Below are 20,464 nucleotides of genomic sequence, written 5' to 3'. Positions count from 1 at the left end.
AATCTCTCCATCGGGATGTTCAGGAAACGTTTTCTCACGGTAGCACACGGCAACACCGGGTTCTGAGCGGCTCTTTTCAGCGGGGCGGAACGGGTCCCGTGCTGCCGCGCAGGACCATCTGGGGGATGAGGACAGTGGACGGCGGCGAGTCCGTGCCGGCCAGTCGCGCGCTCATCGCTGCCCACGCCCGGCGTCCGAGTTCGAGGGCCGGAACGGCGGCCGTCGTGAGGGGAGGGGACGTGTAGCGCGCGAAAGGAATGTCATCGAACCCCGCGATCGACAGGTCCTCCGGTACGCGGATGCCGCGCTCGGTGACTGCCGAGAGCAGCCCCATCGCGACCAGATCGTTGAAGGCCAGCACCGCCGTGGCGCCGGTCTCGACGACGGCGTCCACGGCGCGCGCTCCGCTGTCGAAGTCGACGCCCGACGCGAGCTCGATGATCGTGAGGTCGGAGTGGATCTCACGGGCGTCGGCCAGTGCGCCGCGGCGGGCGGCGCCGGAAGCGCTTCCCCCCACGCCCGCAAGGAAGGCGAGCGTGCGATGCCCGAGTCCATACAGGTGCTCGACCAGCTCGGCCATCGCGACGCGGTAGTCCGCGGCGATGGTGGGTGCGCCGTCCTGCGGGGGTCTGTTGATCACCACAACGGGCTGGAGGGTCGGGAGGAGCGCGGCGAGGTCTTCCGCCGGCATGCGCGGAGCGCAGAGGATGACGCCGTCGGTGCGCCGCCGCGTCGCGGTGCTGAGAGCGTGTTCGGTCTCGACCTGCTCGTTCGTGTCGGCGATGAGGACATGGAAACCCTCGTCGGACGCGGCGCGACTCAGGCCCCGCAGGATCGACTGGAAGGTCGGGTTGGCGAGATCGGGAATCACGACGGCGATCGTCTGGGTGCGGCCGAGCACGAGGCTCCGTGCCAGCGGGTTGGCGCTGTAGCCGAGTTCGGCCGCGACGCCGCGCACGCGGTCGGCGAGCGCGGCGTCGACCGACGTGTTGCCGTTCATCACTCGCGACACCGTCGAAAGTGAGACGCCGGCCGCGCGGGCGACATCCGTGATCCCGACCCGACCTGTAGAACCTGCCATCGGCACCTCTCCCTGCTCCCCGCGCCATACTATCGAGAAAGCGTTTTATCGAAGGGGATCGGATGCCGCCACTCGAGCTCTCACGCCGGCAAGAGCGCCGTGTCAAACAGGACCGATTGGCCGCTGTCCGCACCGGTGCCGGGGGAGCGCCGCTGTTGTTGACGTCGCACGAGGCGATCTCCTGGTACCTCGACGGCATCCGCACGCACGTCTCGCTCGCGGGGCCGGCGGTGCTGGCTGTGCGGGTGGACGATGACGGAGACGCTCTTTTCGTAGCCGCGAACGAGGCCGATCGGCTGATCGCGGAAGAGCTCGAGCCGGGAGATGCGCAGCGGCTGGTCCGCGTACCCTGGCAGGTTTCCCCGGCGGCAGCGGCAGCCGACGCGAGCCGCGTGGCGCTGATCGCCGAAGCCGATGTTGCGGCGCAGCTGCGCGCGGCGCGTGCCGCCCTGCTGTCCGGGGAAGTGCAGCGGTATCGCGACCTCGGCACAGATGTCGCCGAGGTGCTCACCGACGTCGCGGCGACACTCGCGCCATCGACGAGCGAGCGGGATGCGTCCGCAGCGCTCGCCGCCGGGCTGAGCGCGCGGAGGATCGACCCGCTGGTCGTGCTTGTGGCGGGCGCCTCGAGGGTTCTGTTTCGGCATCCGCTGCCGACGGACGCGGCTCTCGGGGGACGCGCCATGCTCGTCGTCTGCGGTCGCCGCCACGGTCTGATCGCCAATGCGACCCGGTGGGTCGGGCATCCCGGGGTCGATGACGAACGGATCTTGGACGTCGAGGCCGCGTTCTTCGCGGCCACACGCCCGGGTGGCCTCCTCGACGAGGCGTTCGCCGCCGGGTGTGCCGGCTACCTCGCTGCGTGCTTCGCCGCAGACGAATGGCGGAACCACCATCAGGGCGGGCCGACCGGATACGCGGGACGCGATCCCCGCGCGACCGGCGACAACGGCGACGTCATCCGCGAGAATCACGCGTTCGCGTGGAACCCCAGTGCTCCGGGGGCGAAGGTCGAAGACACTGTGCTCGTGACGAGCCGTGGCATCGACGTGCTGACGGCCGATCCGCGTTGGCCGGCGGTGATTCGCGGGGGTCTCGCGCGTCCGCTCGCGCGGCCGTACGGCCGCTGAGATTCATGCGACAGCGGGTGATCCCATTGCGGGCTGATCCCCGTCCTGTCGCTCGATCGCGCGCAACGAGAGCGCGACGAACGCGGCGATTCAGCGGGCACCCTCGGCGCGGAAATGGGTGTTGTCGGTGAGTCCTTCCGGCCAGGCCGCACTTTCACCGGGGGAAAGTGCGACAAGAGCAGGGCGGATGCCACGGCTCCCGCGTCTTCGTAGAGCCAGGTCGTGAAGACGGTGAGATCGATGAGCGGCAGAGCGAGCTCGTGCGCGAGATCGCGCACGGCATTCGGTCATCGCATTCTCGCTCTCTTCGCCATTTCCCTGGCGTCTCTGCCGTGCCGGCGATACTGTTGCAGTGTGCCACGGATAGCGCTTTCCCAGTCTCTCGACGTCATTGACGGCGCCCATCCGGCGCGATCGGTGCTGCGCCTTCTCTCGCGCCGTCCGGGCAGAATGGCGGTGGCCATCACGGCATTCGCGCTCAAAGAGATTCCGCTGTGGTTTCTCCCGGTGGTGACCGCTTCGATCATCGACATCGTCGCGACGGGCGGTCAGGTCAGCGCGGTGCTCTGGTGGTTCTTGCTCGCCGCCGTACTACTCGTCCAGAACTATCCGAACCACATCGTCTACACCCGCAACTTCATGACGGTCGTCCGTGACACCGGTGCCGAATTGCGCAACGCGCTCGCCGCCCGGTTGCAGAGCCTGTCGCTCGGATACCACTCGCGGGTGAGCTCATCGATCGTGCAGACCAAGGTCGTCCGTGACGTCGAGAACGTCGAACTGATGCTCCAGCAGGTCACGCACCCGCTCTTGTCCTCGGCGATGGTCATGATCGGTGCGGTCGTGATGACTGCGATCGCGGTGCCCCAATTTCTGCCGGTTTACGCGCTCACCGTGCCGATCGCGATCGGCATCCGCTACGGCATGCGCAACCGTTCCCAGGTCCGCAACGAGGTCTTCCGGCGCGAGGTCGAGGGGTTCTCCGCGCGGGTTGGCGAGATGGCCTCGCTCATCCCCGTGACGCGCGCGCACGGACTCGAGCAGACGGCCGTCACCCGCGTCACGCGCGGTGCGCAGGGCGTGCGCACGGCGGGGCTGCGACTCGACATGCTCAACGGTCACGTCGCCTCGATCTCGTGGGTCACGATGCAGTTGCTCGGAGTGGGATGCCTCGTCCTCGCCGCCGTCTTCGCGCTCACCGGCATCCTTCCCATCACCCCGGGCGAAGTGGTGCTGCTGTCGACCTACTTCGCACTCTTGACTCAAGGGTTGACCTCCCTCCTCTTGCTCATCCCGGTCGGCGCGAGGGGGCTCGAATCGGTGCGCTCGATCGCCGAGGTGATGCAGGAGCCCGACCTCGAGCAGAACGAAGGCAAGCAAAGCGCAGACCGCGTCACCGGCGCCATCACGATCGAGCGCGCATCGCACCGCTACCCGGGAGCGGACGCCGACGCCCTCCACGAGATCGACCTGTCGATCCCTGCCGGCGCGACTGTGGCATTCGTCGGGTCGTCGGGGTCGGGTAAGTCGACGTTGCTCAATCTCGTGCTGGGCTTCGTGCGCCCGACCGGTGGTCGCCTCCTCCTCGACGGCGTGGACATGCAGGAGCTCGACATGCGCACCGCGCGCCGCTTCGTGTCGGTGGTCCCGCAGGAATCCGTCCTGTTCGAAGGGTCGATCCGTGACAACATCGCCTACGGCTTGCCCGACATCTCCGACGCTCGCATCATCGCTGCGCTGCGCGACGCGAACGCGTGGGAGTTCGTCCAGTCCCAGCCGGATGGCTGGGACACGGTGGTCGGCGAGCGGGGCGCGCGGCTCTCGGGCGGTCAGCGTCAACGACTCGCGATCGCGCGTGCACTCGTGCGCGACCCGCGCATCCTGCTGCTCGATGAGGCGACGAGTGCGCTCGATCCCGAGTCGGAAGAGCTTGTGAAAGAAGCACTCGCACGGCTGATGCAGGGCCGCACGACTCTCGTCGTCGCCCACCGACTCTCCACAGTGCGCCGGGCCGATCGCATCGTGGTCCTCGAGCACGGGCGCATCGTCGAGCAGGGTGCACACGACGACCTGATCGAAGCCAACGGGCGCTACGCGCATCTTCATCTCACGCAGGTAGGGCTCGGAGGAGCAGCATGACCGATGTCACACACACGCCACTGATCACCGCGATCATCGGGACGGGGGCGATCGCGCACGCTCACGCCGACGCGATCACAGGGCTTGCGCCACGGATCAGACTCGTGGCGGTCGTCGACCTCGATCGCTCGCGGGCCGAGGCTTTCGCTGCGCGGTTCGCGCCGGATGCCGCGATCTACCCCGATCCTGCGGCGCTGTTCGCGGGGGAGTCGCTCGATCTCGTCCACATCTGCACGCCGCCGCAGACGCATGTGCCTCTCGCTATCGCCGCGTTGCGCGCAGGAGTGCCGGCGCTCATCGAGAAGCCCACAGCGCTGAGCCTCGCTGAAATGGATGAGCTCGTCGCCGTGTCGCACGAGACCGGCGTGCCCGCATTGACCGTGTTCCAGCACCGGTTCGGCGCCGCGGCACTGCGGCTGAAGCAGATGCTCGACAACGGCGCGCTGGGGCGCCCGCTCGTCGCGACCTGTGAAACCCTCTGGTACCGCGCGCCCGAGTACTTCGACCTGCCGTGGCGAGGACGCTGGGAGATCGAAGGCGGCGGGCCGACGATGGGTCACGGCATCCATCAGTTCGATCTGCTGTTGGCCACCCTCGGGCCCTGGGCGAAGCTGACGGCGTTCGCCGCGCGCCAGGCGCTCCCCACCGACACCGAAGACGTCTCGATGGCCGTCGTCGAGTTCGAGAATGGGGCGCTCGCGACGGTCGTCAACTCGATCGTTTCGCCACGCGAGACCTCGCGACTGCGTTTCGACTTCGAGTTCGCGACGGTCGAAGTCGAGCACCTGTACGGCTATCGCAACGCCGATTGGACCTTCACCGCCGCGCCCGGCCATGAAGACCTCGCGGAGGAGTGGGCGCAGAATGCGTCCGACGCGATCAGCAGCCACCGCAGTCAGATCTCCGCGATCGTGGATGCGTTGGTCGCCGAAGGCACCCCCGGCGTCAGCGTCGACGACGCTCGCCGCACGCTGGAATTCGCGGCAGCCACCTACGCCTCCGCCTTCCGCGGCACCCCCATCCGCGCGGGAGAGATCGCCGGCGATGACCCGTTCCTGAGGTCCATGGGCGGCGACGCCGTTCCCTGGTCACCGATCAAGCCCGCTCTGGAGAAGAACCGATGACCCTCGAGATCGACCACGACGGCGCGACGGGATTCACCGTCCGCGACGGCGATGTGGAGCTGTTCCACTACACCTACGTTCCCGATTCGCCGCAGCTCGAGTCGCCCAAGCCGTTCCTTCATCCCCTCCGGACGCGCGCGGGTCACCTGATGAGCCTGTTCCGTCCCCACGACCACGTGTGGCACAAGGGCATCGCCTGGTCGCTGCCGGTTGTCGGCAACGAGAACTTCTGGGGTGGGCCGACCTTCGTCCGCGATCAGGGCTACGTGCAGCTTCCCAACGACGGCACGCAGGTGCACCAGGTGATCGATGAGCTCGCGGTGGATGCGCTGGGCGTCGCCCGCTTCGCGCACCAGCTCGAGTGGATCCCGGAGAGCAACGAACGCGTATTCACCGAAGTGCGTACCCTCACTGCGCGCATCCTGGGCGACGATGCCTGGGCGCTCACTTTCGAGAGCGTGATGACGAACGTGACCGACGCCGAGATCGCGATCGGATCGCCCACGACGAGGGGTCGCGACAACGCCGGCTACGGCGGCCTGTTCTGGCGGGGTCCGCGCTCGTTCACCGACGGGGTCCTTGTCACGGCCGACGGCACCGGCTCCGGCGCCGACGTGCGCGGACAGCGCCACGAATGGATGGGTTTCGAGGGCCAACACGACGAGATCGACGCGACGTCGCTGATCGTGATGGTGGATGCCGCAGACAACCCGCATCACCCGCCGCAGTGGTTCGCACGGTCTGAGGAGTTCGCCGGGCTGAACCCCGCACCGTTCTTCAGCGAGGAAGTCGTCGTGGCCGCCGGCGCTGCGGTGACCTTCCGCTACGCCGTGGGAGTGGCCGACGCCACTGCCGACGACGCGGAGGCGCTCGCCGGGTCGCTTCGGGTCGTACTCAAAGGCTCCCGGTGAGTGCGCCGTCGTCAGCGCCGCTGTTTCCCGGCGGCGTCGCGCTCAGCGATCTGCGTGTCTACGACGAAGAGAGCGGCGACGGATGCCGGGGCGGGACGCCGCATCTGCACTCGGCGTCCAGCGAGGGCTACGTCGTTGTCGGCGGATCGGGGTCGGTGCAGACTCTCTCAGCGCAGGGCTATGCCGAGCATCCGTTGACCGTCGGAGACGTACTCTGGTTCTCGCCCGGTACCGTCCATCGCCTCGTCAACGGCGGTGACCTGCACCTCTTCGTCATCATGGCCAATGCCGGACTGCCCGAAGCGGGCGACGCGGTGATGACCTTCCCCGATTATGTCCTCGCCGACCCCGACGCCTACGCGGCCGCGGCCACTGTCCCCGTCGGAGCCGGACGGGCAGATGCCGTCCGTACGCGCCGCGACCTCGCGGTCGAGGGCTACCTCGAACTCCGCGCCGCGGTGGAGCGCGACGGGCCGGGGGCGCTTGCGCGCCTGCACGCCCGCGCGGCGGCGCTCGTTGCGCCGCGCGTGGCGGACTGGACGCGGCTGTGGGAGCGCACGGTCGCGGCCGAGATGGAGCGGACTCGCGAGCAGCTCCAGGCGCTCGGGCGTGGCGATGCCGGTGGGCTTGCGGCGGCATCCGTCGTACGCGGTGATCCGACACCCGGGGACCGCGGTTTCGGCATGTGCGGTCGACTCAAGACGTGGGAGTGGCCGTCGATGCAACAGGATGGATAGCGCTTTCCCGCTCGGCCTTCTAGGCTGGGGGCATCCCTCCCCGAACTGGAAAGCGTGCGATGGCCGAATCCCTGCGTTGTGTTCTCGTCGGCACCGGCTCGGTGGCGCGCCTGCACGCGGCCGCTGTCGATGCCTACCCTGGAGCAACTCTCGTCGCCGTCGCCGATGTGAGTCGCGCTGCCGCTGATGCGTTCGCCGAGGTCTGGGGCGTTCCGGCGGTGTACGACGATCTGGAACGGATGCTCACCGCCGAGCATGCCGACGTCGTGCTGATCTGCACCCCGCCGGTCGCGCACCGCGAGCAGACGCTCGCCGCTTTCGCTGCCGGTGCGCATGTGATCGTCGAGAAGCCGCCGGCGCCGTCGCTGGAGGAGCTCGACGACATGCGGGGGGCCGCCGCGACTGCGGGAAAGCAGCTGGCCGTCGTCTTCCAGCAGCGCACCGGGACGGCCGCTGCGCATGTGCGCCGGCTGCTCGCCTCGGGCGCGCTCGGTCGGCCGCTCATCGCGACGTGCGAGACGCTCTGGTATCGCGGAGCGGACTACTTTGCGGTGCCCTGGCGTGGAAAGTGGGAGACGGAGGGCGGTGGCACGACGCTCGGTCATGGCATCCATCAGCTCGACCTCCTCGCATACCTCCTCGGTGATTGGGCGAGCGTCCAGGGGCGACTCTGGCGGCTCGACCGCGAGACGCAGACCGAAGATGCATCGACCGCCACGATCACCTTCCGAAACGGTGTGGTGGCACAGGTGACGACGAGCGCTGTGTCGCCGCGAGAGACGAGCTCGATTCGAGTCGACACGCAGAAGGCGACCGTCACGGTCGATCACCTCTACGGTCACGGGCACGAGAACTGGCAGATCACCCCGGCGCCGGGGTTCGAGGCCGAGGCTGCGGCATGGGCGCTTCCCGACGTCGAGGAGCGCAGCGATCACGCGCCGCTCCTGGGCGGTGTTTTCGACGCACTGCGATCGGGGATGCCGTTGCCCGCGACTGCTACGGACCCCGCGCGGTCGATCGAGATCGTCGCCGCCATTTATGCCTCCGCCGCGGCGGACGGCGCGCTGGTCACTCCCGACGACCTGGCGTCGCATCCCACGCACCGCCGCGGTTTCGCGAGTCCCGTGATCGACATGCGGGATGCGGGCAGGTGAGCGCTGAGCTGTACCGCGACCCCGTCTACGACGGCGCGACCGACCCTAAGGTGGTGATCGACCCGGCGGGCGGATGGTGGATGCTCTACACGCAGCGCCGCGCAACGCACCCGGCTCCGGGGCCCGGGGTGGCCTGGGTGCACGGCAGCCGTATCGGAGTCGCGAGGTCGGGCGACGGCGTCCAATGGTCGTACGCCGGAACGCTCGAACCGGATGCCGGCGGACTGACGTTGCGTGCAGGCCGGCCGCCCGAGAGTGTCGATGTGACGCATTGGGCACCCGAGGTCATCCACGACGGGGTGCAGTGGCGGATGTACCTCACCGAGATCGACGGCGTACCCGACCGGTGGCCGGGCTTCGCGCGCCACATCGTCGAATACCGCTCGGATGATCTCGAGCACTGGAGCGGGCGGGGCCACATTCCTCTGTCGAGCGATCGCGTCATCGACGCGGCCGTCGCCCGAACGCCGGACGGGCGCTGGCGTTTCTGGGCCAAGGACGAGGCCGCCGACAGTGTGACGACCGTCGCCGTCTCGGAGGATCTCGAGACATGGCGCGGCGACGGCATCGCGATCGGTGGTCGCGCCCACGAAGGCCCCGATGTGTTCGAACTCAGCGGGTTCTGGTGGATGATCGTCGACGAGTGGCGCGGCATGGCGGTCTATCGCTCGCCGGATGCGGTGTCCTGGGAGCGCCAGGGCGGGCCCGACGAGGTGATCCTCGGCCTAGGCGCCGTCGCCGGACCCGGCTTCGGCCACCACGGCGCTGCGGTGCGTGACGGCGAGACCGTGTGGTTCTACTACTTCGGACATCCCGCTCGGGCGTACGTGCCGGATGCCGCGACCGACTCCATCGATGATCGGCTCTGTGCGGTGTACCGCGCGAGGCTCATCGTGACCCGCGGCCGGCTCGAGGTCGCCGATCGTTAGGCGAATAACGGTGCGTCAACGATGTCGCACATTGTGCTTGCGAAACGTTTCAAAGGACGCTACGGTTGCGGGCAAGCGCTTTCCCGATGCACCACATTCTTGAGGTCGGCGCTGACACTGCACACGGACAACGAACGTTCGTCGATGAACACGGACGTTCACAGAAAGGACAATGATGTTCAGCAAAAAGCGGGTCTCCGCCATCGTCGCTGTGGCGACAGGCGCGGCGATCGTCTTGGCTGGTTGCGCAGGCGGCTCCACGGCTGAGCCGTCGGCCACCTTCGATCCGAACGAGGAAGTCACTCTGGATCTCGCGTTCTGGGGCAACGACGTGCGCGCCGAGCTTTACAACGAAGCCATCGTCGCTTTCAACGAGGAATACCCGAACATCACGGTGAACCCCACGTTCCTGGGCTTCCCCGAGTTCTGGGAGAAGCGTCAGACCGAGGCCGCCGGCGGCAACCTCCCGGACGTCATGCAGTTCGACTACTCGTATCTGCGTCAGTACTCCGAAAACGGTCTGCTGTTGGACCTCAACCCTTACCTCGGCAACATCATCGACACCGAGCCGCTGTCGGAGAACATCCTGCAGATCGGTGTCGTCGGTGACGCCACCACCGGCATCCCGACCTCCACCAACGCGTGGGCGTTGTTCACCAACCCTGTTCTGCTGGAGACTGCAGGCGTGGACGAGTGGGAAGGTGGCGACTGGGAGAGCTACGGCGACTGGATGGGTGAGGTGACGGCGGGCTCCGGCGGTGCGTTCTGGGGCGGCGCTGACTTCACCGGCCGCATCCAGAACTTCGAGATCCAGCTCCGTTCGGAGGGGTCGTACCTCTTCAGCGAAGAGGGCGAGCCCGGTTTCGATGAGGAACGCCTCGCCGAGTTCTGGGAGTCCGGCGCGGATGTCCGCGACGGCGTCATCGTTCCGCAGCAGCGCGTGGAGGAGGTCACCCCGAAGGGAGCCTTCGACAGTGCGCTCACCGCGAGCGAGCTGACGTGGGACAACTTCGGTGCCGGCTACCTCGCCGGTTTGGGCGAGAGCTACACCGAGCTCGGCATCCTCGCCCCTCCGGTCACCAAGGAAGGCGCGAAGGACCTGTACCTGAAGCCGTCCATGCTGCACTCGATCTCGTCGAAGAGCGAGCACCCCGAAGCAGCCGCGACTCTCGTCAACTTCCTCGTGAACTCGCCGGAGTCGGGCGCGATCTTCGGCACGAACCGAGGCCTCCCGGCATCGGAGACCGCCTTGGAGGGTGCTGATCTCGACCCGCTGAGCCAGCAGGTGCGCGACTACGAGGCGTCGATCGCCGACCGTCTGGGCGACGCCCCGCCGGTTCCGATCATCGGCTACGGCACGCTGGAGGAGAAGTTCCGTCAGCTCGGCATCGAACTCGCGTTCGGCACGATCACTGTGGACGCCGCCGTCTCGCAGTTCTTCTCCGAGATGGATGTCGTTCTCGGCTAGCACTCAGATCCTGGGGCTCGGATGCCTGCATCCGAGCCCCAGGCCACCCTTTTCACTCCCTCATCACTTCAGGAGTAACCCGTGAGTACCACTGCGACCAGAGTGATCGTCACCGGCGATCAATCCCGCCGAGGTCTGTTGCGCAAGCGCCGACCCGAACTCGTCGATCGTCCGGGGCAGCGGTCCCGCGAACGACGCGAAACACTGGCGGGCTACGGCTTCCTGATCCCGTGGCTGATCGGGTTCTTCGGCCTGACGCTGCTCCCGATGGGGTACTCGCTCTACCTGTCGTTCACGAACTACAACATCTTCTCGGCGCCGAAGTGGATCGGCCTCGACAACTACGTGCGGATGTTCACCTCCGACCCGTCGTTCATCCAGTCGGCGCAGATCACGATGGTCTACGTGTTGATCGGAACCCCGATCACGCTCGCGGCGGCTCTCGGTGTCGCGATGCTCCTGAACTTCCGTGACCGCGGCGCGGGCTTCTTCCGCTCGGCGTTCTATGCGCCCTCGTTGATCGGCGGATCGGTGTCGGTTGCGATCGTGTGGCGCGCGATGTTCGCCGCCGACGGCCCGGTCGACAACGGTCTGAGCCTTTTCGGCATCAATCTCGGCGGATGGATCGGCAACCCCGATCTGGTCCTGCCGGCGATGATCCTGCTGTCCGTCTGGCAGTTCGGCGCCACGATGGTGATCTTCCTCGCCGGTCTCAAACAGATCCCGAAGGAACTCTATGAGGCGGCCGAGATGGATGGCGCCGGGGCATGGCATCGCTTCCGCGCGGTCACGATCCCCATGCTGTCGCCGGTGATCTTCTTCAACCTCTTGCTCGGGCTGATCGGCGCGTTCCAGGTCTTCGCGTCGGCGTACATCATCTCCAACGGGTCGGGTGGTCCCGCCGGAATGACGAACTTCATCACCCTGTACCTCTACAAGCGAGGCTTCAGCGACGGCCAAATGGGATACGCGTCTGCGATCGCGTGGGTCCTGCTGATCGTCGTCGCCATCATCGCCTTCATCCTCTTCCGCACGCAGCGGAACTGGGTTCACTACTCGGGAGACAACCGATGAGTACCTCCAACGCTGCCACCACCTCCGGCGCCGCATCGACCCCGGTGTTCGCCGCTCAGCAGACCCTCGTCACCGGTCCGACCCAGCGTCCGCGCCGGGTCACGCGCAAGACCTGGCAGACCGTCATCTGGCTCGTCGGACTGCTGGCCCTCACCGCGATCGTCCTCTACCCGCTGCTGTGGCTCTTCCTGTCCACGTTCAAGCCGAACAGCGAGTTCGGCCAGAATATGGGCCTCCTGCCGCAGGCGCCGACGTTCGACAACTACATCAAGGTCGCGGAGGGGATCGCCGGCATCCCGATGTGGAAGTTCTTCGCGAACTCCCTCCTCCTGGCCGTCTCCGCGGTCGTGGGAACAGTGCTGTCTTCGGCGCTCGCCGCGTACGCGTTCGCACGCATCCAGTTCAAGGGTCTCGGCATTCTGTTCGCCGCGATGATCGGCACACTCCTGCTGCCGTTCCACGTCGTGATCATCCCGCAGTACATCCTGTTCAACAATCTCGGCCTGGTCGACACGTTCTGGCCGTTGATCCTCCCGAAGTTCCTCGCCACCGAGGCGTTCTTCGTCTTCCTGCTCGTCCAGTTCATGCGGCAGATGCCGCGCGATATGGACGAGGCGGCGCGCATCGACGGAGCGGGACACCTCCGCATCTTCTGGGCGATCATCCTGCCCCTGATCAAGCCGGCCCTCATCACGTGCGCGATCTTCGCTTTCATCTGGTCGTGGAACGACTTCCTCGGGCCGCTGCTGTACCTCACGAGCCCGGAGAACTACCCGCTTCCGATCGCGCTGCGTCTCTACAACGACCAGACGACCTCGAGCGACTTCGGCGCGACCGTGACGGCATCCTTCGTGGCTCTGCTGCCCGTCCTGGTCTTCTTCCTCGTGTTCCAGCGCTTCCTGGTGGACGGTGTCGCCACGCAGGGACTCAAGGGATAGTGCGACGTGAGCGATCGAGATGAGCGGCGTCGCGAAAAGACGGCGCGGCGCGGAGAGCTTTCCGGAGCAGGGCCCGTGCGGGAGGAGCGCGCTCCGGCGCGGTTCCCGGGCGCATCGGCGAAGTTCGCACTGTTCGGCGAGGTGCTCACGGTTGGGCTCCTCATCACCCTCGTCGGGCTCCTGATCATCACCCTTCCCACCGCCCTCGTGGCCGGAGTGCGGCACATGCGTCGATTCGTCGCGGCAGATGACTCGAACCTGCGCCTGTTCTGGGCCGACGTGCGCGCCGCGCTCGTGCCCGGTCTCGTCGTCGGGGTGGCCACTCTCGCGGTGACGCTTCTCCTTCTGCTCGACATCGACCTCGCCCGCTCCGGGTACCTTCCCGGAGGAGCCCTGGTCGAAATCGTCGGATGGGCGGGGCTCGCGGCCCTCGCCGTCGCGCTCCTGGTGGTCGCATCGGCCTGGATGCCCGAGACCGGCTGGCGTGCGGCGATTCGCGCAGTGCCAGCCATCGTCGCCGCGGACGTCGCCGGTGCACTGTACGTCCTCGCGACCGCCGTGTTCGTCGGCGTCGTCACTTGGGCGCTTCCCCCCCTCTTCATCCCCGCCATCGGGTGCGCCGTGCTTGCCGTGGTCGCCATCCCGGTCCGCCGCCGCCGCGACGCCTGACTCAGACAAGGAATCTCATGTCCCGCCCCACCGCCCACATCGACCCGCGGAACGAGATCGGCACGATCGATCGCCGCATTTTCGGCGGGTTCGTGGAGCATCTCGGACGTCACATCTACGACGGGATCTTCGAGCCCGCTCATGAGAGTGCGGATGCCGATGGCTTTCGCGGGGACGTCATCGATCTCGTGCGTGAACTCGGGGTGTCGACGATCCGGTACCCCGGAGGGAACTTCGTCTCGGGGTACCGCTGGGAAGACGGCATCGGACCGGTCTCGGAGCGGCCGCGTCGCCTCGATCTCGCGTGGCATGCCACGGAGACCAACGAGGTGGGCTTGCACGAGTTCCAGGCGTGGCTCGATCGCGTCGGATCCGAGCTCATGCTCGCCGTCAATCTCGGCACGCGCAGCACCGAAGAAGCACTCGATCTGCTCGAGTATGCCAATACGTCGGTGGATACGACGCGCACGCGCGAGCGAGCGGCGAACGGGCGCGCGGAGCCCTTTGGTGTCACGGTGTGGTGCCTCGGCAACGAGATGGACGGGCCCTGGCAACTGGGACATCGGGGCGCAGACGACTACGGCAAGCTCGCCTCGCGGACGGCCAAGGCGATGCGGCAGTTGGACCCCTCGATCGAACTCGTCGCCTGCGGGTCATCGGGACGCACCATGCCGACGTTCGGCGCCTGGGAGCGCACGGTGCTCGAGCACGCGTTCGACGACGTCGATTTCATCTCATGTCATGCGTACTACGAGGAGCGCGACGGCGATGCGCAGGAGTTCCTGGCATCCGCCGTCGATATGCACCGCTTCATCGAGCAGGTCGTCGCCACGGCCGATCACGTCGCCGCCATCAAGAAGAGCGACAAGCGCATCATGATCTCGTTCGACGAGTGGAATGTCTGGTACCTCACCCGGTGGGAGGCGCAAGCCCGCACCTACGGCCCGGATGAGTGGCCGATCGCCCCGCGGCAACTCGAAGACCAGTACAATGCGCTGGATGCCGTCGTCTTCGGTGACCTGTTGATCACGTTGCTGCAGCACTCAGATCGTGTGCGCTCGGCATCCCTCGCGCAGCTCGTCAACGTCATCGCCCCGATCATGACCGAGCCCGGTGGCATCGCCTGGCGTCAGACCACCTTCTTCCCGTTCTCGATCACGTCACGTCTCGCGGACGCCCGTGCGGTCCGCGTTCCGGTGAGATCCGGCACGTTCACGAGCGCGCGCTTCGGTGAGGTCGCCACCGTGAACGCCGTCGCGACCATGGACGACGAGGGCATCAGTCTGTTCGTCGTCAACCGCTCGACGACGGATGCCGAGGATCTGACTGTCGACCTGACGGCAGTGGCTGCCGAGTTCGGCCGCGAGCTACGGATCGTCGAGACCCACCTTCTGCATGACGACGATCTCTATGCCGCGAACACACTCGGTGCGCCCGAACGGGTCGGTGTGCGGGGCATCGACGGCGCGAAGGTCACCGGCGGATCGCTCGCGCTCATGTTGCCCGCCGTCTCCTGGGCGGCCGTGCGCCTGGGCTGATTCCACGCGCTTGCGCAGGTCGCACATCACGTGCAACACTGACGGAAAGCGTTTACCCAAACTTCCGGACCGTCGCTGACGACGGCCGGTTCCCTCACAGAAAGCAGGACGTCGTGACTGACACCACTCTCGCCCCCGACGCTGTCGCCACCGCTCCCCAGGTCCGCGAGATCGGCATCATCATGAACGGTGTGTCGGGGCGCATGGGCTACCGCCAGCACCTCGTGCGCTCGATCCTCGCGATCCGCGACCAGGGCGGCATCGAGCTGTCCGACGGCTCGAAGGTGACCGTCAAGCCGCTCCTCGTGGGACGCAGCGCGGGCAAGCTCGCCGAGATTGCCGCCGAGCACGGGATCGAGGACTACACGACCGATCTCGACGCCGCCCTCGCCGACCCGCGGTGGGAGATCTACGCCGACTTCCTCGTGACGAAGGCGCGCGCCACGGCCCTGCGCAAAGCCATCGCGGCCGGCAAGACGATCTACACCGAGAAGCCCACTGCCGAGTCGACGGCGGAAGCCCTGGAGCTCGCGAACCTGGCCGCCGCGGCCGGCGTGAAGACCGGTGTCGTCCACGACAAGCTGTACCTCCCGGGCCTCCAGAAGCTCAAGCGGCTGATCGACTCGGGCTATTTCGGACGCATCCTGTCGGTGCGCGGCGAGTTCGGCTACTGGGTCTTCGAAGGCGACTGGCAGCCCGCCCAGCGCCCCAGCTGGAATTACCGTACGGAAGACGGCGGCGGGATCATCGTCGACATGTTCCCGCACTGGAACTACATCCTGGAGAACCTCTTCGGCGGCGTCGAATCCGTGTACGCGCAGGCATCCGTGCACATCGCCGACCGCTGGGACGAGAACGGTGAGCACTACACCGCGACCGCCGAAGATGCCGCGTACGGCATCTTCGAGCTTGCCGGCGGCGTCGTCGCGCAGATCAACTCGTCGTGGACGACCCGCGTCGACCGGGACGAGCTCGTGCAGTTCCACGTCGACGGCACGCACGGCTCCGCCGTCGTCGGTCTGTTCGGTGCGAAGATCCAGCACCGTAACGCCACACCGAAGCCGGTGTGGAACCCGGACCTCGCCGACGGCCACGACTACGACGCCGACTGGGCCCAGGTCCCCACGAACGAGATCTTCCAGAACGGTTTCCGCCAGCAGTGGGAAGAGTTCCTGGAGTCCTACGTCCTGGGAACCGGCTACCCGTTCGACCTGCTCGCCGGTGCGCGCGGCGTGCTGCTCGCCGAGGCAGGCCTCCAGTCCTCCGCCGAGGGCCGCAAGGTCGAGCTGCGCCCGCTGGACCTCGGCTGACATGACCCGGCTCACTCTGCTCGGCGCGGACGGCGCCCTCTCGACCGCTGATCTGCTCGCCCCGGCGGGCTATGAGAAGCCCACGGCCGGGCTGCGCTCGCGCGTCGCCTACGCGGCGGCGCACGTCGTGCCGAAGGTGCACGGCGACAACACTCCGGGTCAGCCCGCCGACATCGACTGGGACGCCACGCTCGCCTTCCGCCGCCACGTCTATTCGTGGGGGCTCGGTGTCGCCGACGCGATGGACACCGCCCAGCGCAACATGGGCTTGGATGCCGCCGCCACGCGCGAGCTCATCTCACGCTCTGCCGAGACCGCGCGCGAGGAGGGTGGCTCGGTCGTCGTCGGGGTCAACACCGACCACATCGACGACGAGCACATCTCCCTCGACCAGGTGACCCGTGCCTACATCGAGCAGCTCCATTTCACCGAAGAGCAGGGCGCCGGCCCCGTCCTCATGGCTTCGCGCCATCTGGCGCGCGCGGCGTCGTCGGCGGAGGATTACCGCCGTGTGTACCGCGCCGTCCTGCAGGCGGCGACCCACCCGGTCGTGCTGCACTGGCTGGGGACGGCGTTCGATCCGCAGCTCGCCGGATACTTCGGCGCCGACGACTGGCCGACGGCATCCGAGGTCCTCCTGCAGATCATCGAGGAGAACGTCGACAAGATCGCGGGCGTCAAGATGAGCCTGCTGAACGCCGAGTCGGAGGTATCCGTTCGCAGTCGTCTGCCCGAGCCCGTGCGCATGTTCACGGGCGATGACTTCAACTACGTCGGTCTGATCGGCGGCGACACGATCGGTCAAGGGGAGGGGCGCTCCGACGCGCTCCTCGGTGCGTTCGCGGCGCTGACGCCGGTGGCGTCGGCCGCGATCCAGGCGTTGGATGCCGGTGACCCCGCGCGCTACGTCGAGATCCTCGGGCCGACCGAAGAACTCAGTCGTCAGGTCTTCGCGGCGCCGACCTTCTATTACAAGACGGGTGTCGCGTTCTTGTCGTGGCTCAACGGCCATCAGACGGCGTTCCAGATGGTCGGCGGACTGCACTCCGCGCGGAGCCTCGTGCACCTGTCGCGCATCGTCGAGCTCGCCAACGCCTCGCACGCCCTGGAACTCCCCGACCTCGCCGCCGAGCGCTGGCACACCATGCTGCGCGTCAACGGAGCCTCCGCATGACCGTGTCCCACTTCCGGCGCCCCTTGTCCCACTTTGGGCAGACCTTGTCCCACTTTCGGTCGTTTGCGGCATCCCAGAACAGCCACTTTTGGGACATGGTCGCGAGCGGGAAGGCGGCGACGCAGTGAGTGCTGTGGATGCTGTCGACCCGCGCCTGTCGATCAACCAGGCCACGATCAAGCACGCCGACCTGGCGACGGCCCTCCGGGTGACCGCCGAGGCGGGCGTGCCGGCGATCGGTCTGTGGCGCGAGCCTGTGCAGGCGGTCGGACTCGCGACCGCCGCGCAGATGCTCACCGACTCGGGCCTGCGCTTCACGACCCACTGCCGCGCGGGGTTCTTCACGATGCCCGAGGGGGCAGCGCGACGGGCATCGCTCGACGACAACCGCGTCGCGATCGATGAAGCGGCCGTGCTGGCCGCAGCGGGGGCACCGGGCTCCACCGCGATCCTGGTGCTCGTCGCCGGCGGGCTGATGGACGGGTCTCGCGACCTGATCGGGGCACGTGAGCGCGTGCGCGATGCGATCGGCGAACTCGCCCCCCACGCCCGGGCGGCGGGAGTCACGCTCGCGATCGAGCCGCTGCATCCGATGTACGCGTCCGACCGCTGCGTCGTCTCGACGCTCGGTCAGGCGCTCGACATCGCGGCGGACTTCGCCCCCGAGGTCGTCGGTGTGACGGTGGACACCTTCCACATCTGGTGGGATCCCGATGTGCTGCCGGCGATCGAGCGGGCCGGGCGCGAGGGGCGCATCGCGACCTACCAGGTCTGTGATTGGAAGACGCCGCTCGCGGCGGATGTGCTCCTCAGTCGCCACTACCCCGGCGACGGGGTCATCGATTTCGGGCCGATGACCACCGCCGTGGTCGCCAGCGGCTACGACCGCGACATCGAGGTTGAGATCTTCAACGAGGAGATCTGGGCGACCGACCCCCGGGATGCTGTCCGCCGCACCGCCGCGGGCTTCGCTTCCGCGGTGTCGCCGTACCTCACACCATAGAATCGCGATCGTGACCGACAGTTCCGACATCCCGCGCTCGGGCGCCGTGACACTCCACGACGTCGCCCGCGAAGCGGGGGTCTCACTCGCCACCGCCTCACGTGCGTTGAACGGGTCGGCGCGGAAAGTCGCCGATTCGTACCGCGAACGTGTCGAGGCGGCGGCGGTGAAGCTCGGCTACAGCGCCAACCTGTCGGCCCAGGCGACCGCGCGGGGCAGTTCCGCGATCATCGCGCTGCTTGTGGCCGATATCGCCGACCCCTACTTCGGCGAGATCGCCTCGGGAGTCGCGCGCGGCGCCGACGAGGCCGGTCTCGTCGTCACGGTGGCGATCACCGAGCGGGACCCGGAGCGCGAAGTGCGGCTCGTGCGGGCCTTACGCGGACAACGCCCGCGCGGACTGATCCTCGCGGCTTCGCGGGCATCCCAGGAACTCGCCCCCGACCTCGCCGCCGAACTCGATCTCTTCGCGGCCGGCGGTGGACGGGTCGTCGCGCTCGGCGCCGAGTCGGACAACGTCCGGGGGGTCGCGATCGACAACCGCGGGGGCGCCGATGCGCTCGGAGCCGCCCTCGCCGACCGTGGCTACCGTCACGCCATCGTTCTCGCCGCGGCGGAAGGGGTCGTCACGAGCGACAGCCGGCTCGCCGGATTCACCGAGGGCTTCACCCGCGCCGGCGGCGTCGTCGCCGAGGTGTACCGGGGCGGGTTCACGCGCGAATCCGGTCATGACCTGATGGCACAGGCGCTCGCCGAGGGTGTGGATGCCGGCACGGTCGTGTTCGGCATCAGTGACGTCGTGGCGATCGGCGCCCTGTCGGCGCTCCGTGAAGCGGGCCGCGCCGTCGGCGATGACATCGCGTTGGCAGGATTCGATGACATCCCGACCGGCCGCGATGTGACTCCGGCGCTGACGACGGTCCGCATCCCGCTGGAAGAGGTGGGCTATCAAGCGCTCCGCGCCGCGATCGACGCGGAATGGGCGCCCGAACGCGCACACCTGGGCCTCGAGGTGCAGTTGCGGGCATCCACTCCGCCGCGCGGCTGACCGGCCGTCACCCGTCTGATCCTTTTCTTCCGGGGTCAGTTGTGGTCGCTTCCCGGTGCGGATGCGGCACCTTCTGCCGCGCGAGTCGGCGCCGCCGTCAGTGCCCTATGTGTCGCCGCTACGGCTGCTCCCGGTGACCTGAGGAGCGCGGCGACTCACCCCTTGCGCAGCGCGCGGTAGGCCCGCGGACTCATCCCATGAGTCGCGCGGAAGCGCCGTGAGAAGTAGAACGGGTCATCCATCCCGACTGCCCGTCCGACCTCTGCAACGCTGGCGTCCGTGGTGTCGAGGAGGCGCCGCGCATGCGCCATCTTGACGCCCTGGTGGTAGGCGAGGATGCCGCCTCCCGTCGCCGTGCGGAATATCGCCGCCAGATGGGATGTCGACACGCCCACGGCCGCGGCGAGCTCGGGCACCCGCACGGTCGCATCGACGTGCTCGTCGAGGTGACGGAGGGTCCGCTGGACCGGACCGCCGTCGACGGGGAGCACCCGGTCCACCGCGAGACGCGTCAGGAGGTGCCAGGCCAGGCCGGCGGCTTCGATCAGCCGCGCGGTCGAGGGTCCCTGCTCCAGCGCACGCACGATGTCGTCGAGGAGCCCGGCGATCCGCTCCGGTGATCGCAGCGTGTGCACCGTCGCGCCGTCCACCGCGCCCAGCGCGATGAGCAGGTCGGAGACATCGCTCCCGTCGACGTGACACCACCGGATCGTCCAGGGGTCGGCGAGATCGGCGCCGTACGCGTGCGCGATGCCCGGCGGGAGGACAGCGACCATTCCGGGCTCGATGCGGACGGTCCCGGCGTCGGTGCGCACCCATCCGGCGCCGGACGAGCAGGCGATCACGATCGCTTCCCGCGTGCCTTCCGGGCGTTGTCGCCCGTGACGCTCCGCTCGGGGAAAAAACCCGGCATCCGTCACGATCAAGCGCCGCGTCACGGGGTGCCCCAACGCCTCCTCGACGGCCGGACGAGGGACGATCGCCAGGCGCTGATGCTCGAATCCCTCAGATAGCTCCATTCTTCGATGATGTCATCG

18 protein-coding genes are annotated in these 20,464 nt (G+C 67.8%); 16 read left to right on the top strand and 2 right to left on the bottom strand.

Translation table 11 applies throughout. From position 1 onward, the window contains the following. Positions 1-76: 76 nt before the first annotated feature. Positions 77-1,081, bottom strand: a complete 1,005-nt coding sequence (locus N4R40_RS08635; RefSeq protein WP_261606963.1) for a LacI family DNA-binding transcriptional regulator — start codon at positions 1,079-1,081, stop codon at positions 77-79. A 62-nt stretch (positions 1,082-1,143) separates the two neighbouring features. Here N4R40_RS08635 and N4R40_RS08630 point away from each other — a divergent pair, with 62 nt between their 5' ends. The 16 genes from N4R40_RS08630 (at position 1,144) to N4R40_RS08555 (ending at position 19,427) form a co-directional block, all read left to right on the top strand. Further along, complete coding sequence (locus tag N4R40_RS08630) at positions 1,144-2,211, top strand: M24 family metallopeptidase (protein WP_261606962.1); 1,068 nt, start codon at positions 1,144-1,146, stop codon at positions 2,209-2,211. 450 nt (positions 2,212-2,661) lie between these two features. Further along, on the top strand, positions 2,662-4,350 hold the full coding sequence (locus N4R40_RS08625; protein WP_261607119.1) for an ABC transporter ATP-binding protein: 1,689 nt from the start codon (positions 2,662-2,664) through the stop codon (positions 4,348-4,350). After that, positions 4,347-5,474, top strand: a complete 1,128-nt coding sequence (locus N4R40_RS08620; RefSeq protein WP_261606961.1) for a Gfo/Idh/MocA family protein — start codon at positions 4,347-4,349, stop codon at positions 5,472-5,474. Before N4R40_RS08625 ends, N4R40_RS08620 begins: the two co-directional genes overlap by 4 nt. Continuing rightward, the gene (locus tag N4R40_RS08615) at positions 5,471-6,385 is read left to right on the top strand and encodes a DUF6807 domain-containing protein (RefSeq protein ID WP_261606960.1); all 915 of its coding nucleotides are present in this window, start codon (positions 5,471-5,473) and stop codon (positions 6,383-6,385) included. The genes N4R40_RS08620 and N4R40_RS08615 overlap by 4 nt, the downstream gene beginning before the upstream one ends. After that, positions 6,382-7,122, top strand: a complete 741-nt coding sequence (locus N4R40_RS08610; protein ID WP_261606959.1) for a cupin domain-containing protein — start codon at positions 6,382-6,384, stop codon at positions 7,120-7,122. Before N4R40_RS08615 ends, N4R40_RS08610 begins: the two co-directional genes overlap by 4 nt. A gap of 59 nt (positions 7,123-7,181) precedes the next feature. Next, entirely contained in the window at positions 7,182-8,276 is a 1,095-nt protein-coding gene (locus N4R40_RS08605) for a Gfo/Idh/MocA family protein (RefSeq protein WP_261606958.1), read from the top strand. Next, on the top strand, positions 8,273-9,205 hold the full coding sequence (locus N4R40_RS08600; protein WP_261606957.1) for a glycoside hydrolase family protein: 933 nt from the start codon (positions 8,273-8,275) through the stop codon (positions 9,203-9,205). Before N4R40_RS08605 ends, N4R40_RS08600 begins: the two co-directional genes overlap by 4 nt. A 175-nt stretch (positions 9,206-9,380) precedes the next feature. Then, the gene (locus N4R40_RS08595) at positions 9,381-10,673 is read left to right on the top strand and encodes an ABC transporter substrate-binding protein (protein ID WP_261607118.1); all 1,293 of its coding nucleotides are present in this window, start codon (positions 9,381-9,383) and stop codon (positions 10,671-10,673) included. Between the two features lie 81 nt (positions 10,674-10,754). Next, positions 10,755-11,747 (top strand): carbohydrate ABC transporter permease, encoded by a 993-nt coding sequence (locus N4R40_RS08590; RefSeq protein ID WP_261606956.1) that lies wholly within the window; start codon positions 10,755-10,757, stop codon positions 11,745-11,747. After that, positions 11,744-12,685 (top strand): carbohydrate ABC transporter permease, encoded by a 942-nt coding sequence (locus N4R40_RS08585; protein WP_261606955.1) that lies wholly within the window; start codon positions 11,744-11,746, stop codon positions 12,683-12,685. Before N4R40_RS08590 ends, N4R40_RS08585 begins: the two co-directional genes overlap by 4 nt. 6 nt (positions 12,686-12,691) lie before the next feature. Beyond that, a complete protein-coding gene (locus N4R40_RS08580; protein WP_261606954.1) occupies positions 12,692-13,354 on the top strand; it encodes a hypothetical protein in 663 nt (220 codons plus the stop codon). 17 nt (positions 13,355-13,371) lie between these two features. Next, entirely contained in the window at positions 13,372-14,892 is a 1,521-nt protein-coding gene (arfA, locus tag N4R40_RS08575; RefSeq protein ID WP_261606953.1) for an arabinosylfuranosidase ArfA, read from the top strand. 113 nt (positions 14,893-15,005) lie between these two features. Then, the gene (locus N4R40_RS08570; protein WP_261606952.1) at positions 15,006-16,202 is read left to right on the top strand and encodes a Gfo/Idh/MocA family protein; all 1,197 of its coding nucleotides are present in this window, start codon (positions 15,006-15,008) and stop codon (positions 16,200-16,202) included. 1 nt (position 16,203) lies between these two features. Further along, positions 16,204-17,376: a dihydrodipicolinate synthase family protein gene (locus tag N4R40_RS08565; RefSeq protein ID WP_261606951.1), complete on the top strand. Its 1,173-nt coding sequence runs from the start codon at positions 16,204-16,206 to the stop codon at positions 17,374-17,376. Between the two features lie 133 nt (positions 17,377-17,509). Next, positions 17,510-18,379 carry a sugar phosphate isomerase/epimerase family protein gene (locus N4R40_RS08560; RefSeq protein ID WP_261607117.1) on the top strand — a complete coding sequence of 290 codons (870 nt, stop codon included), beginning with the start codon at positions 17,510-17,512 and terminating at the stop codon, positions 18,377-18,379. A 10-nt stretch (positions 18,380-18,389) separates the two neighbouring features. Further along, the gene (locus tag N4R40_RS08555; protein ID WP_261606950.1) at positions 18,390-19,427 is read left to right on the top strand and encodes a LacI family DNA-binding transcriptional regulator; all 1,038 of its coding nucleotides are present in this window, start codon (positions 18,390-18,392) and stop codon (positions 19,425-19,427) included. Between the two features lie 155 nt (positions 19,428-19,582). On the opposite strand, the gene N4R40_RS08550 is transcribed toward N4R40_RS08555, so the two are convergent. Further along, positions 19,583-20,446, bottom strand: coding sequence for an AraC family transcriptional regulator (locus tag N4R40_RS08550; protein ID WP_261606949.1), 864 nt, complete (start codon positions 20,444-20,446; stop codon positions 19,583-19,585). Between the last annotated feature and the right edge of the window lie 18 nt (positions 20,447-20,464).

It is taken from the genome of Microbacterium memoriense (assembly GCF_025398275.1).
In the GTDB taxonomy this organism is placed as follows: domain Bacteria; phylum Actinomycetota; class Actinomycetes; order Actinomycetales; family Microbacteriaceae; genus Microbacterium; species Microbacterium memoriense.
The sequence above is the reverse complement of the archived record's forward strand: the minus strand, read 5'-3'. Positions and strand labels throughout refer to the sequence as shown.